The sequence below is a fragment of the Microcoleus sp. A6-C6 genome, from assembly GCF_036705955.1.
Taxonomy (GTDB): Bacteria; Cyanobacteriota; Cyanobacteriia; order Cyanobacteriales; family Microcoleaceae; genus Microcoleus.
Genome location: NZ_JAUBVR010000035.1, coordinates 11,208 through 26,755 on the forward strand (window position 1 = coordinate 11,208; position 15,548 = coordinate 26,755).

Here is a 15,548-nt window from a genome sequence, read left to right on the forward strand (position 1 = left end):
TGGGGTAACAGGCGTTGGCGTTGGGGTAACAGGCGTTGGCGTTGGCGCAGTGTCGTTATCGGTAATGGCGACATTGACACCCCCAATTGCGATCGCACTATACTTGCTATCGGTACTGGTAGCTGTATGAGAAACACTGCCCGCATGATTTCCTTCGACAACCGCATCGTCTGTAGCCGTTACTGTGACTGACTTCGCCACATTCCAGTTAGTAGCGTCAAAGGTGATGGGCGCGATCGCACTTATTTGATTCCCCGTATCAAAACTGACTGTTACCGTTGCCGTTGGCTGAGTATTTAACTCAACGCTGTAACTGCCAGTCGCACCGCCTTCTGTAGCAGTTGTATTAGCAGGATTAATTGTAATGCCAGGAGTTTCATTATCGCTGTTGCTGACGCTGACATCCGAAGGATTGAAATTGCTGTAATTAGTATCGGTACTGACAGCAGCAGCAGTAACGATATTGTAAGTTTTACTGCCATCAGCAAGGCTGTCGTCAACACCAGTAACAGTTACAGTTTGCGGTGCATTCCAGTTAGCGGGAGTGAAGGTTAAACTGTTGCTAGAAACTGTACCTTCAGCGGGATTGTCACTGCTTAAACCAATAGCAACGTTAGCACTCGGTGTAGTGTTAAGTTTCACTGTAAATGTAGCAGTGCCACCCGCTTCTGTCGTCACTAATCCGCTGACAGGATTGACGGTAACTCCGGCAGTGTCATCATTACCGATCGTAGTTGTAGCGGCAGCAGTAGTAATAGTCGGAGTCGGGCCGGGTGCAACCGGATTTGACAAAGTAACAGTAATAGTTTCATCCGGTTCAATTATGGCATCGCCCAACACATCTAAAGTAATCGTTTTGGATGTCTCGCCCGCAGCGAAATTAACCGTACCAGTAACGCCAGTTGCCCCAGCAGTACCGCCGATATTATTGTAGTCGCTGCTGTTTGTAGCAGTTCCTGCGATCGCATAATTTACACTGCTGGCAGCATCTATACCGCCGCTGCGAGTCACGGTAAAAGTAACAGGAGTTTTGCCGCTGTTGCCTTCTGCGATGCTAGCAGTACCAGCAGCAATGGCGTAATCTACGGCATCATTGGCAGCAATTGTCAGTGTCGCTTGATTTGTTGTACCCGCAATCCCGTCAGTAATTGTGCCAAAGTTGAACACCGCTGTTTCGGCGTTCTCAGGGATATTGTCAGCTTTGACAGTGACTGCTATATTCTGAGTGAGGGTGTTGGTACCTGCACTGAAGGTGAGAGTGGTAGGTGAAAAAGTGTAGTCGGAATTTTGGGTGGCAATGCTGCTGGGGTTAATTGCGATCGGTACAACTACATCGCTGAAGGGATTGCCGCCACTGATGTTGACGGGGACATTAACGAGGGTGTCTGTTGTTCCTTCAATGCCAGTGTAAGTGGCGGCACCGAAATTCACCTCAACGGTTGTATTCAGCAGGATCGAGACATCGTTAGAACCGCTGTTGGCGGTGGCGATATCGGGTTTGTTGTCGGCGTTAAAATCTTTGATGGCGATCGCTTTTGGATTTGTCCCGACTGCGTAGTTAATGGGGTTGCCAAAGGTGCCTTGACCGGTTCCAGTTAGAATAGAAACGTTGTTTGATTGATTGTTAGCCACGACGATATCGAGTTTGCTGTCGGCGTTTAAGTCGGCAACTGCGATCGATGTCGGACTATCGCCTCCTGCTGCGTAGTTAGTGGCACTGCCAAAGACACCTTGACCAGTTCCAAGTAAAATGGAAATGTTGTTAGAAACGCTGTTGGTGATGGCGAGATCGAGGATGTTGTCACTGTTAAAGTCTCCTGCGGCAATGGATGTGGGATTAGTCCCAACTGCATAATTTACCGGGATTGAAAATCTGTCTGCACCAGCGCCTCCTGTGTTCAGTAGGATGGAAACGTTGTTAGAACCGCTGCTGGTGATAGCAAGATCGAGGCTGCCATCGCCGTTAAAGTCTCTCGCTGCGATCGCGGTTGGAGTTGTCCCTACCTGAGATATATTTTCTTCCGTAGCAAAACCATTGCCTTGAGCGTTTTGTAATCCGATGGAAACGCCGCCATTAATGTCTGCTACAACTATGTCTGATAAGTTGTCTGCGTTAAAATTTCCTACGCCGATCGCACTGGGCAGCTTTGTCCCAACCGAAAAGGAAGTGGCGTTGCCAAAAGTCCCTTGACCAGTACCCGGTAAGATGTAAACTGAACCACTAGGAAATTCTCCACCAGACCAGCTAGTTAAGGCTAGGTCGAGGAAATTATCAGTGTTAAAATTGCCCGCTATAATTGGGGTGTAACTAGAGGATTGATTCACGTTGGCGGGAGTGCCAAATCCTCCTTGGCTGTTCCCTATTAATAGGGAAACAGCCGTTCCGCTTTCGACCGCTAAGTCTTGGATATTGTCGTTATTAAAGTTTTCGACAGTCAGGGATTGGGGATTTGCGCCGACAGGAAAGTTGGTAGTGGCACTGAAAGTAGACATGATTAATTTACCTATTAGTTAACAACAGTAATTTTTGATGTTTGGAGTTGTGAAACTGATGCAAATCGCACCTAAGCTGGCATCAGCGACACGATGATAGCACGTACAAGCAGGCTGCCTCCCACAGCTATTGTCAATATATTCCATACCGAAAATCGACTGTTAGGATCGTGGTAAGGTATCATTATAGTGTTGAGTTCATTCACACTCTTTTGAACTGGAAGCAGAGCGATTACAGAGAGTAATCCCGCTAATGTGTATGGCCTTGGGAGATTCCGACAAAACAGGATAATCGCAATCCAAGCAACAGTCAGCCAGAGTGGACTAAAGTTGGCATAAACACTGCGAGATTTAGCCCATTTTTTAATCTGTGCAAGTAAGGGATAGCAAAATAAACCCCCGAATACAGTTCTCCAGAAGGGGCTAATGTTGCTTTCATCTTCCGCTTTTAATAGCTGCCAGTTTTTGTAAAACCAAAAAAGCTGATAAAATCCCAACGTTACTATGGACATCACGAACAACTTAAACCGAGAAACAGGAAAGAAGATAGTTTGTGATTCTTCATTCATATCAAAAACCTCATTAATATTGAATGCCTAACGATATATTTGCTGCTAACTAAGTGAAGAAAATTAAATTAAATTCTGACTCAATACGGTTCACTTAATACTGTTTCTTCCCCGGAGATCCCCTAAATTCCCCTGAATAAGGGGGACTTTGAGCCTCTTTCTCCCCCCTTTTTAAGGGGGGGCTGGGGAGGATCTCCGGGTCAAGAAAACACGCCCTAGGGGGGTTATATTGAGCCAAAATCGGCGACACCAATCAGACTCGAAGACACCCCATTTAGAGAAGCTAAAATTTCTCCGGTTGCCGCCAATCGAATTAAGGTTGCACCGCCATTTTGAGAAATTGCCAATTGTGCAAAAGTAATGCCGCTGGCGAGTGTTAGCAAATCTGTGCCATCTTCAAAATCGGCGATCGTATCAATGCCAGAATTGGTAGATAGTAGGAAGCTATCGCTCCCCAGGCCTCCAATCAAAGTATCATCTCCGAAGCCGCCACTCAGGAAATCATTGCCATCACCGCCATTGAGCAAATCGTTACCCAGATTTCCAAACAGGATATCGTCACCGTTATTGCCCAGCAAAGTATCATTATCTTTGCCACCATAAACAGTGTCATTCCCCAAGTCGCCGTCAATCAAATCGTTGCCGCGTCGGGCGCTGATGAAATCGTTATCGCCGCCGCCGGTGAGACTATCATTGCCATTCGTGCCGATAATTGAATTGGCAGAATTGTTGATAGGTTCGACACCGCCAGTGACAACAGGAACCGCCGAACCTTCCGGCAATGTCACAGCTTGAATTTTGGTATCTAAAGCAGTACCAGTATTTTCAGTAACTAACTGGGAAATTGTCTTACTTCCCGCACCAACTGCTTTGAAATCTTGAGTTGTTGCGCCTAAAGATACTTTTTGGACGCGGGCAACTGCTTGGGGAATTGATGTTCCTGCTGGGTTAGAGACAGCCGCATCAATGCGTTGATTTGCTGTTGCCATTACTGTCGCAGCTTGCGAGGTAATTTGGGTGACTTTTTGAATGTTGAAACTGGGGTCAATCTGCTGGATTTTACCAGCGGCTTGCTGAATGATTGGTTCTAAAGTGGCTGCATTGCTGAGATTTAAGGCAGAACCAGATTGAATTTTTTCCGTAATTGCACCCACAACAGCCTTGACAAGATCCTTAGTAGATGCACTAGATGCGCCGTCAATTAAACCGGCTGTTTGAGTGATCACGTTTTGGACTTTTACCATTGCTGCCAAAGTTTCCACACCGCCCGGTTCGCTGGCGTTGGTGGCTAAGATGGGGTCGAAATCTGCGATCGCAACATCAGCCGGAATAGCAAGAGCAGATTTGACCAGAGATTCGGCGCGCGAACTCTCAATTCCCTTATCAATTAAATCCACCATCAGAGTGGTTAACAGCGTCACAACAGTAGCATCAGCAGGCGCAGTAACAGGCGTTTCCAAAGGCAAACCCGTAGCGGTATCAATTCCGCCAAAAGCAACTAAATTGCCTTCATCTGAATCAATTTCTCCATTTTCGTTCTTGTCGAAAGTCTCGAAGGGAAAATCCAGATTAAATTGACCATTATCGTCAGTATTAGTTGATGGTTCATTAGCATCGAGAACACCATTTTTATTGGCATCCAAAAATACCTTAGCACCTGCAATGTAATTATCAATCACCCAGCGACCGTTAAGTTTCGTTATCTTGAAGGTTTGAGAACTGCTAGCACCGGCAGGATCGGTGGCGGTTAACTTAACCTTAAATGGTCTTACAAAACTCAACGGTCGTCCATTAATATTAAACTCTGGCGGAGTGCCAGTAAATTTGATTGTGTTCTGGTTAGAGTCGAAAGATAATCCCAGCCAACGACTGTTGAAACTGCTGCTTAAAGGACGACCATCCTCTAGAGTTAATTTGTAAGAGATTAAGTCGCCATCCGGATCGGTGTAGACATTTTTAATGTCTTGATTGAACTCCTTATAGTAATACGCTAAATGAATCTTCTCTTGTGGCGGACGGTTCTGAACAACACCTCCTCCAGCAATAGCTTCACCCAAAGCCAGCACATTAACGCGCTTGAAATTAAGACCAGTATGTTTAACAGTGTCGTTTTCATTGTCGCCGTCATTGATGGTGACACCCGTTGATTTCAAAAGATTTTTGAACTCAGTTGGCGTCAGTTTGCGGCCCAATTTTTGCTGTGCTAACTGTTGGGCTAATACTGCAATGCCGCTAATGTAGGCTGTAGCTTGACTGCTGCCGTGATAGGTGCTTAAATCGCCATCTTTGCCAGCACCGGTGACGGGCGCCCCCGGAGCAAAAATTGTGTTTGATGCGTTGCCACGCTGAGAAATGGGGAGAATGCGATCGGCAGCAGTGGTATTAGCGGTGAGTAATGCGTCTGGCTCATAATTGGCAAAATAATCGTCATATTTGTAACTGCCAATGTCGTCATTATATACCCCGGCAACTGACAGCGAATTCGGATCGGCGGCAGGGTAATTTACACCTGCTGGATCGTTCCGGTACTGGTAGTAACGATTGCCTGATGATGAGACAACAATTATATTCTTCGCGGCCAAAGCTGCCAGTTCATCTCCTATACCGTAGTCTGGAGTAGAACTGGAATAATTTCCAGCATCGCCCAAGGACATATTGACACTGGCAATCTTGTAAGTGTCTGCATTTTCCAATACCCACTGCAATGCTTGTTCTATAAATGCAAACTTATTTTTTTCGTCTTTCTCACGAGGCGTATCCCGAATGACCTTGAGGCCGATAATGTTAGCACCTGGTGCCACCCCTGTGTAAGTTGAGTCTTGGGAAGCAATGATGCTGGCAATGTTCGATCCGTGTCCTTTTCTGTCGCTAGCATCCGCGTCGCCGTCGGCAAAATCGTAGTTAAAAACGATGCGATCGCTGATACCGTTTGAGTTGGTGTCCGGCCCAAAAAATGGGTGATTTAAGTCAATGCCAGTATCTATTACTGCTATAGAATAACCCTTGCCGTCAATCCCAGAAAAACTTGGTTTAGCGCGGAATTGGTCTAGCTTAATCAATGAACTGGATACACTGGCGGGGATATTATGATTGGGATCATCAAGGCCGTCAAGACTATTAAAATTCGCTGGGGCGATCGGGTTGTTATTAATCAGCGAACTGGTGGCATTAGGGTTGAAGGTGGTAACAGAATTGTTGGTGCTGTTAAGATTAGTAAGATTCGGTGTGGCAGCAAGGAAGTTGTTATTACTCAGGAACGTGAATGAATTGGGGTTGCTGCTGTTAGAAGAGTTTGTGGTATTTGAATTTGACGGCGAAGCTGTAGAGGAAAGGACTTGATACCCTGTGGTTGTGACACCTGAAAGGCGAGGTACAGCAGATATGTTTAAGTTGTATGGAGTCTCAGCACCATTAACTGAAGAAACTCGAACCCTGTAAGTGCCGTTTTCCAAAATGCGGTTGATTGATTTTGCAGAGTTGCCAGCAGAATTTTGTGCTGTTGAGATGACATTTAGACTGCTGTCAAGCAATTCAACTTTCACATCTGAAGTGAATTCGTTGACTAACAAGCTGAAGTCATGTTTAGCGCCGATCGTGAATTTGTAGAAATCTTCGTCAGCGCTGCTAACTGAATCCTTGTAAGTTCTGAGAACAGTAGTTGCATTGATGTCACTGGCTGTATTTGCCGTGTTTCCAGCGTCGTCTTTCGGTGCGGCAGTATTGGTCTGGTTATCAAGATTGGTAACAGCAACATCGGCTGCATTTAACCCGGAGTAGTTGCTGTCATTGCTAATAGCAGGTGCGGTAATAATTGTGTAAGCTTTGTCCCCGTCAATTACACGGTCATCAACACCTGTTACCTTTACAGTTTGTGCTATGTTCCAGTTAGCAGAATTGAAGGTAAGTGATGGCAGATTAATTTTTCCTTCTGCTTCATTAGAACTGCTTAAATTTATTGTGACATTGGCACTAGGTTTGGTATTGGGTTGGACAGTAAATGTTGCTATTAATCCACCTTCATCAGTCGTTAATCCTGTTGTTGGGTTAACAGTAATACCAGGAGGTGTCACTATTCTAATTGGTGTTGGCGTTGGCGTGACTGGTGGTGTTGGTGTTGGCGTGACTGGTGGTGTTGGTGTTGGCGTGACTGGTGGTGTTGGCGTTGGCGTGATTGGTGGTGTTGGCGTTGGCGTGATTGGTGGTGTTGGGGTTGGCGTGACTGGTGGTGTTGGCGTTGGCGTTGGCGTGACTGGTGGTGTTGGCGTTGGCGCAGTGTCGTTATCGGTAATGGCGACATTGACAACCGGAATGCCGATCGCACTATACTTGCTATCAGCACTCGCAGCGCTATGAGAAATACTGCCCGCATGATTTCCTTCGACAACCGCATCATCTGTAGCCGTGACTGTGACTGACTTCGCCACATTCCAGTTAGTAGAGTCGAAGCTAACAGAGGCGATCGCACTTATTTGATTTCCCGCATCAAAGCTGAGAGTAACCGGTGCCGTCGGTTGCGAATTTAGCTTGAGTGTATAACTGCCTGTGACACCGCCTTCTGTAGCAGTTGTACTCGCAGGTGAAACACTCACACCAGCCGTATCGTTATCAGCAATCGTCGCAGTCACGGGAGAAATTGTCAGCCCATTATACAAAGTATCGGTACTGACAGAAGTGTGAGCGATCGTCCCGCTGTGGGTTCCTTGGGCTATACTGTCATCGATCGCGCTAACAGTCACATTTTGAGCAACATTCCAATTAGTCGGCGTAAAAGTGATAGGTGCGATCGTACTAATTTGAGTACCCGCGTCAAAATTAATCGTCACGTTTGCAGTAGGTGCGGTAGTCAAAACTACGCCATAGGTATCGGTTGCACCTCCTTCAGCAATATTTGTACTGCCTGCCGCTTGCACGATCGACACACCGGGGCTATCGTTATCAGTAATCGATGCCGTCACATCGGGAATCGCTTTGGCGTTATAATTGGCGTCGGTACTGGTAGCTGTGTGAGCGATCGTGCCGCTGTGGGTTCCTTGTGCTAGATTGTCATCGATCGCAGTCACAGTCACAGTTTTGGCAACATTCCAGTTAGTGCTGTCAAAAGTAATCGGTGTGGCGATCGGGCTAATTTGACTGCCAGTATTAAAGCTAATATTAACTGGTGCAGTCGGTTGGGCTGTGAGTTGGATTTTGTAACTGCCAGTGGCACCGCCTTCTGTAGCTGTTATGTTCGTAGGTGCAACGCTGAAACCTGCTGTATCGTTATCGGTAATGGCGACATTGACACCCCCAATGGTGACGCCATTATACTTAACATCGCTACTGGTAGCAGTATGGGCGATCGCACCTGTATGATTTCCTTCAACTAAATTGTCGTCAACAGCAGCCACCGCCACAGTTTGAGCGACATTCCAATTAGTTGCAGTAAAATTCAGTGCTGTAATTGGTTGAATTTGACTGCCTGTAGCCACGTTAATCGTCACAGGTGCGATCGGTTGAGTATTTAATTTAACGGTATAACTGCCATTGACACCGCCTTCCGTAGCAGTCGTAGTAGCAGGAGTAATGGTAACGCCTGCGATGTCGTTATCGGTGATGTTAGCATTGACAGCATTGCCCGCAGTACCGTTAACTGTAAAACTTGCAGTCGCGCCGTTATAATTAGCATCGGTACTGATAGCAGTATGGGCGATCGGGCCAGCGTGCGGCGAAGTTTCTGCGACAGTATCATCAACTGCGCTGACTGTCACGGTTTGCGGTAAAAACCAGTTAGTTGGAGTGAAATTAAGGCCAGCAATCGGCTTAATTTCTGTGCCGGTGTTGAGCGCGATCGCCACATTTGCAGTAGGCTGATTAGTCAGAACAACTGTATAAGTATCCGTCGTGCCACTTTCTGCAACATTAGTGCTGCCGCCCGACTCAATAATCTTTACCTGCGGTCCCCCAGGAATTAGTTTAGTAATAAAAACATCGGCACTTCCCCCATTCGCCGCTTGGAAAGGATTTGCTGTTGGCAAATTAGTAGAAGCAGTAGAACCAGCAACATAAACTGCACCCGAACTATCCACCGCAATACCATTACCGTACTCGTCGCCGCTGCCGCCAAGATAAGTAGAATAAACTAAGGCAGAACCCGATGAATTAATTTTCGTGACAAAAGCATCTTTGCCGCCACCGCTGACACTTTGAAGAGCATTCTTAATCGGGAAATTAGTCGAAGTCGTATCCCCCGTCACATAAACATTATTCGCACTGTCTACCGTAATGCGATGGCCATTGTCATCTCCGCTGCCGCCCAAATAAGTTGAATAAGTCAAATTAACACCATTAGGATTTAACTTGACGACAAAAGCATCATTAGCACCACCTGCATTAGCAGCTTGAATTGTCGTACTAGCTATAGGAAAATCAGTTGAAGTGGTAATTCCCACAACATAGGCATTTCCAGCACTATCTACAGCAATGTCAGCACCTTTATCATCGCCGGTGCCACCTAAATAAGTGGAATAAGCGCGCGCACCATTCGCATCAAATTTACCGACAAAACCATCATAGCCACCTAAAATGGCATTTTGAAAGCCTAAATCTGTCCCCGGTAAGTCAGAAGAATAAGTAAGTCCGGTAACGTAGGCATTACCGTTATTGTCTATGGCAATGGCTTGAGCATCTTCGCGAGCGGTACCGCCGAAATAAGTAGAATAAACTAAAGCACTGCCAGTTGGATTAACTTTAGTAATAAACGCATCAATGTCGCCCCCGGATGTAGGCTGTGATACACCGGGAGTTGTGGGGAAACCGGAGCCCGCCAGCCCAGCAACATAAGCATTCCCGCTACTATCTACAGCAATGCCGTTGCCGAGACTATTTCCGCCACCGCCTAAAAAAGTAGAATAAACTAGAGCATTCCCAGCCGCATTTAGTTTTGTTACGCCAGTATTGTAACCAGGTATTGTCGGTTGAAAAGCACCTGGTGTAGTTGGATAACCCGGATCGACTTGTCCGGTTAAATAAGCATTACCTTGACTGTCTACCGCAATCCCAAAACCGTAATCATCGCGATCACCACCGATATATGTAGAGTAAACTAATGCGGTTCCTTCAGGATTGATTTTGGTAACTAAGAAATCTACTAAACCCCCTCCTGGTGTAGTTTGGACAGCACCAGGAGTAGTAGGAAAATTGTTAACAGTAGTTCCAATAATGTAAGCAGCACCAGTGCTATCTACCGCGAGGCGGTTAGCACCCTCACTTCCGCTGCCGCCTAAGTAAGTCGAGTAAGCTAAAACCGGGTCAATAACGAGGGGTTGAGTGGGGTCAAAATTTCCCAAAGTAAAATTAACTTGACCGTTTCCTAATAAATTGTAAGCGGCGGGAACATTCACCCGCTGTCCGTTGATATCTTGATAAACTATCGGTGCGTTATCAATTAATTCGCCCAGCGGTGTTTCTAATATCAGTGCTCCGTCGTCTCGCAACCGGATATCGCTAACTCCACTATAGTTCATCCGAATTTGGCTCGGATCTGCCAAAGGTGCAACCAAAAACTCGCTTTTAAGTTGTCCTTCTGTCCCTTTAAAAACGCGGTCAATTCCTTGATATACGTTTTGATAAACTACGCCGTTAAATGTGGGGACGTTGGTGTGCCATTGACTGGAATCTTCGCCTAAGAGAAAGTTAGCAACTCCCGGCAATTGTTGCAAGCCGGAAATTGTGGGATTGGGGTTGCTGTTGGCTAAGCTGCTGCGGACAGTCGCAGAAGTTGCTGTTGCTGGATTTCCCGGTTCAGTTGGTGTAGAGAAAGCAGTGAAGGAGATTTCGTTGGGACTGAAAAAGATGCTGTGACCGGCACCTTTTACCTGAAATTGCACATTTTGGTCAGTTTGTCCAGCATTTGCAATAAAACTTAAGGGAATCTGACCGTAAGATGCCTGTTGATTTTGAGAGCTCATAGCTGGTACCCCTGGTTGATGTTATGCGACTAAGTATATACAAGCACCAGCTCTGCTGTATAGTAAATTCTTGCGAATAATTTACGAAAAATACAATTTTCTTGCGAAATTTCTCGGATTTTTGATTAAAAATTGTAACACGGGCTACGGGCTCGGTATAATCTCTCATACAAATCGACGATCATGTGGATTGATCGAGATATTATCCAGTCCTGAAGGCATATATGTAGGGACACAACACTGTTGTGTCCTTTGACTGCGGAACACGCGATTGTCAAGGACACGGCAGTCAAGGACACTCCAAGAGCTCATTGGTGTCAACTTAACGTCAAACCCAGTCACAGAGTGTTGTTTGACGATTAGGGCCAGATCCCCCCTAGCCCCCCTTAAAAAAGGCGGGGACAAGAGTCCGATCAAAGTCCCCCTTTTTAAGGGGGATTTAGGGGGATCTAGACTCAGGTAAAAGCGAGATTTCTCAGGGGTTTTAGGCGATTGTTATCACCAATGGGCTCTTGGAGTGTCCCTACAAATGGGAAAATAAATATTATATGTAGGGACACAACACAGCGTTGTTTCCTTTTGCTAAATTTAAAGTCGATCGCGATACTTCTTCGGATTCAAACCGACGATTTTACAGAAAGTTTTGCTAAAGTGACTTTGGTCTTTAAACCCGACTTGCTGGGAGATATATGCTATGGAAAATTCTGGCTGTTTTAACAACAATTTGGCTTTCTCAATCCGGCATTTTGTGACGTACTGATGCGGCGGGATTCCAGTAGATTGTTTGAACAAACGAGTGAAATAATAAGGACTCATGTGGACTAGATTAGCAAGTTCGCTTAAGTGCAAGTCTCGGTTGAGATAGTCATTGATGTAGTCAATAACTATCTGCAATTTGCTAGGATCGAGACCGCCTGCAAAATCTTGTAGCTTGGGTTTTTGTGCACAATAGTGGTGCAACAAATGAAGTGAAAGGGCGTTTTTCAGTGCATCGACATAGAGAGTACCGTTTAATCCACCTGATTCAAGTTCGGTTTTGAGGGCCCAGCCAATGCCGAAAATTAATGGATCGCGGGTTTGCCAGTGCGGTATAATTTCAATGAGATTCCCGTTTGTGGATTCGTGAACTGTATTGTCGAAGTGGTCTGGTTCAAGGGCGATCGCCATAAATTCCTGTTCTTCAACTGCGTATGACTGAAAATCAGTACCAGCAGCAGCGATGAACATCTCTCCACTTTGGCAGGGTTGGCTACCGTAGCGTTTCCCGTTCAGTGCTACTCCCCCGATAGCTGAAGAGAGTATTATGCCAATGCTGTGCTGTTGGAGAGAGTGTTCGGGAGATTCGTTTGGCGGCTGATGGTGATATTCGACATGAATCCCCTCCCAATTTGCGCCGTGACTAGATAGAATTGCCGGATGCGGCAAAATCAATTTCATCGCCTCTGTCTGGGCAAAATCAAGAATTAATGCTTTCTCTGAGGACATAGCTGGCACCTGCGGCAGTTGCTATTATTCTATATGTCTGAAGTTCCCGCAGTTATACAAAAAATACCAGGAATTAATCTATATATTATCGGTTTTTTTGTCAAGCATTTGTAAGAAAATTTAATGGAAATTGACCATAAAGCGGTGGAGAGGGGAGTCGATAATCAGCACTTTCATCGCAGCCGTTGCGCCTACAATTATAAAACTTGCGCACGCAGACCTCAGAACCGGGTTTCTAGCCCCCCATCCGTCCAGAACTGAAATTATTAACTTTTAGAACTCAAATCCCCAAATCTCAAATCTCAAATCTCAAATAAAATGACGCCCGCTAAAGTTTCCTAACAGTACAAAAGCACTTTACAGGAAACCCGCGGGTGTCAAATTTAAGCAACCGTGAATTTTAGAACAGACCCAGGGTGAAAGATTTGTCGGCGTTGCTGATTTACGGTATGAAAGGCTAAATATCCAATTCATAAAAACCAGCGTCTACAAAGCTTCTGGATTTTAAAATTATTTATTTCATACCCTGATTAAGCAACGCCTAAATTACTAATTCATTATCTCAAATTTGGAGATGTTCCAATTCCCATCAAAATCCCAGAAATCATTTGCGGCTCCCCTCTCATATTTTTGCCCGTATCATACCCTAATTCAGCAACGCCCATAATTTAAATGTGCAACAGTTTAATGAATAACGACTAATAACTAATGACTACTTTCTGTGATCAAGAGATGCCCCCAAAGCTTGAGACACCCAAACTTCAAAAGAACGCACCGGATATTTCCGCATCGCATAGCCTGCATCAACCATTGGCTCGACTAAAATAGTAAACATACCCAAACGATTGCCGGCCAAAACATCAGTAAAAAGTCGATCGCCCACCATCGCCACTTGTTCCACAGGCAAATTCATCGCCGTCACAGCTTTGCGTAACTTGCGGCGCGACGGCTTAGCTGCACCAGTGATGTAAGGTAGATTCAAAGACTCAGCAATTCTACCGATCCGAGTCTGACTTAAATTATTGCTCGCCAACCACAGCGATACTACCGGTTTTATTTCTTCCACCCACAGGCTGAGTTCCTCAGAAGCATTCATTGCTGTCATGGGAACTAGGGTTTCGTCCACATCCAATACTAATCCTTTAATATGATATTTCTCAAGAATATCAGCCGTTAAATTTACGACCGAATTGCCTAAAACTAAGTCAGGCTGTAGTAGTTTGCCCCAAGTCATAATGATTTTAGATTTTAGATTTTAGATTGAGAAATAAGACATGGAAAGTTCAACATTGAGAAAGTAAAAAATCAAAAGTCAATGATTTTGGCTTTGGCTTTGTAACTTTTGACTTTTTACTTATGTATTAGTCATTGCCTATCTATTGACCCGATCGCACTTTTTGGTCAATTTTCGCCACAGCAGCATCGTGTTCCGCCTGAGTGCGGCTGAAAATGTGAGTGCCGTCGTACCGAGCCATAAAATACAGATATTCCGTATTTTCAGGAGTCAGAGTCGCTTCCAAACTGGCAATTCCCGGAGCTGCGATCGGAGTTGGGGGCAGCCCTACATTGATATAAGTATTGTAAGGAGAAGGCGTTTCCACCTGCTTAAAAGTCAAAGGCTTCTCCTTAGTTTGCCTAATGCCGAGGGCATATTCAACTGTAGGATCGGAACCCAAGGTCATATTTAGTTTCAGACGGTTATTGAACACGCCTGAAATGCGATTGCGCTCGCTCGCCACCACAGCTTCTTTTTCCACAATACTCGCCAGCGTCACCCACTCTTTCAAAGAAAGCTTAGTATTGTTCTGATTTTTTTGATAGACCGGCAAAGCTATCCGCTCAAAACGATCGAGCATTTGTTTAATGACAGCTTGCGGACTCACTGCATCGCCGTCTAGCTGATAAGTATCCGGGTACAAAAACCCTTCCAAATGAGGCAAGCCGCTCGGCAGCCAAGGGTATTGAGCGTAAGGAACTTGACTTGCCGCTGCCATAAAATCCTGAGCCGGAAAAAAACCTTGCGCTTCAAAATAAGTGCTCATTTGTTGCAGTGACCACCCTTCAGGGATGGTAAAACTCTGCTGTACGACTTCACCCTTCCAAATTTTCTCGGCAACCGCACTCAAGGGCTGAGTCGGCGACAGTTGGTAAGTTCCGGCTTTAAAACCTCCGTCGCGGTTTTGCATAGTCAGCCAGCGGGCCCACATATTCCATGCTCCTGCCGATCGAATTAAGCCCGCCGCTTCCAAATCCTGGCCGATTTTTTGACTGGAAGTACCGGGGGGGATTTGGATTGAAACAGCAGCATCCTGTCCTGGGGAAGTTGACTGAGTGGCTGTTTTAGGTGGCGCCGCAGCCCAGCTCCACCAAGCCCAGCCTTGCCAAGCGCAAACGCCCCAAATTGCCGGCAGCAACGCCAGATAAAACAACCATTTAGAGACTTGCCGAGTACCTTTTCGGCTCTCGCGCGCGCTGCCTTTTGTCAGTTCTTCTTTACTCATCGAAAATTTGGGTAGAAACCCCGTCCTAAAAGGACGGCTTTATATTTTGTGTGGTACACTTAAGTTGCCGAAAAGCGAAAATCAAGCAGTAGGCAATGCACCTTGAAAACTCAAGTTAGGGGGTTCTGTACAGAAATGCTTGTACAGGTAAAAACTTTAAGCAACAAGTACAAAAAGCTTTTGCTGACACCGTACCGATGGACGATCGGGATCGGATGAGTCTGAAATGGGAATAAAAGTCTGTGGACTCTGTGTAAGACGGTACATGGTTTTTAACTGTGGTATGCAACGGTGGATGAAGCAGAAACTTAAATCGTGAGGTTTGGGAATCCACTCGCCTTTAGGCAGTGGAGGATGTCAAAGTCCGTTGTCCTCGATAAGCGGCGATTAAGTAGCGACTAATGACTGATGACCTGCGATTGATGACCGAAAAGTTACGGATACTAGCCTTTGAAAAGATCCCCTTCACGCTGCCCAGTTCTACAGCCTGAGCTGACAGGGCTAAGGTGCAATCTCGCAAAAGTTCGATCGGGCGAGCAGTTGACTTTTTTATA

The 15,548-nt window shown here is 45.7% G+C and carries 6 protein-coding genes; all 6 read right to left on the minus strand.

Annotated elements, in window-relative coordinates:
- Positions 1 to 2,493, minus strand: a 2,493-nt coding sequence (locus QUB52_RS15655; protein WP_332973859.1) for a beta strand repeat-containing protein, incomplete at its 3' end; no start/stop codon positions are given.
- Between the two features lie 71 nt (positions 2,494 to 2,564).
- The gene (locus QUB52_RS15660; RefSeq protein WP_332968587.1) at positions 2,565 to 3,062 is read right to left on the minus strand and encodes a hypothetical protein; all 498 of its coding nucleotides are present in this window, start codon (positions 3,060 to 3,062) and stop codon (positions 2,565 to 2,567) included.
- A gap of 224 nt (positions 3,063 to 3,286) precedes the next feature.
- Positions 3,287 to 11,008 (minus strand): DUF7948 domain-containing protein, encoded by a 7,722-nt coding sequence (locus tag QUB52_RS15665; RefSeq protein ID WP_332973860.1) that lies wholly within the window; start codon positions 11,006 to 11,008, stop codon positions 3,287 to 3,289.
- 588 nt (positions 11,009 to 11,596) lie between these two features.
- Positions 11,597 to 12,493 (minus strand): helix-turn-helix transcriptional regulator, encoded by an 897-nt coding sequence (locus tag QUB52_RS15670; RefSeq protein WP_265234593.1) that lies wholly within the window; start codon positions 12,491 to 12,493, stop codon positions 11,597 to 11,599.
- Between the two features lie 712 nt (positions 12,494 to 13,205).
- A complete protein-coding gene (locus tag QUB52_RS15675) occupies positions 13,206 to 13,727 on the minus strand; it encodes a YqeG family HAD IIIA-type phosphatase (protein WP_265234592.1) in 522 nt (173 codons plus the stop codon).
- Between the two features lie 142 nt (positions 13,728 to 13,869).
- Positions 13,870 to 14,994 carry an endolytic transglycosylase MltG gene (gene mltG / locus QUB52_RS15680; protein ID WP_265234590.1) on the minus strand — a complete coding sequence of 375 codons (1,125 nt, stop codon included), beginning with the start codon at positions 14,992 to 14,994 and terminating at the stop codon, positions 13,870 to 13,872.
- Positions 14,995 to 15,548: the final 554 nt, after the last annotated feature.

What these genes read in the sequence shown, in the direction of transcription:
- QUB52_RS15670 (WP_265234593.1), bottom strand. Translation starts at nt 12,493, where the DNA reads ATGTCCTCAGAGAAAGCATTAATTCTTGATTTTGCCCAGACAGAGGCG.
- QUB52_RS15675 (WP_265234592.1), bottom strand. Translation starts at nt 13,727, where the DNA reads ATGACTTGGGGCAAACTACTACAGCCTGACTTAGTTTTAGGCAATTCG.
- mltG (WP_265234590.1), bottom strand. Translation starts at nt 14,994, where the DNA reads ATGAGTAAAGAAGAACTGACAAAAGGCAGCGCGCGCGAGAGCCGAAAA.
- QUB52_RS15660 (WP_332968587.1), bottom strand. Translation starts at nt 3,062, where the DNA reads ATGAATGAAGAATCACAAACTATCTTCTTTCCTGTTTCTCGGTTTAAG.
- QUB52_RS15665 (WP_332973860.1), bottom strand. Translation starts at nt 11,008, where the DNA reads ATGAGCTCTCAAAATCAACAGGCATCTTACGGTCAGATTCCCTTAAGT.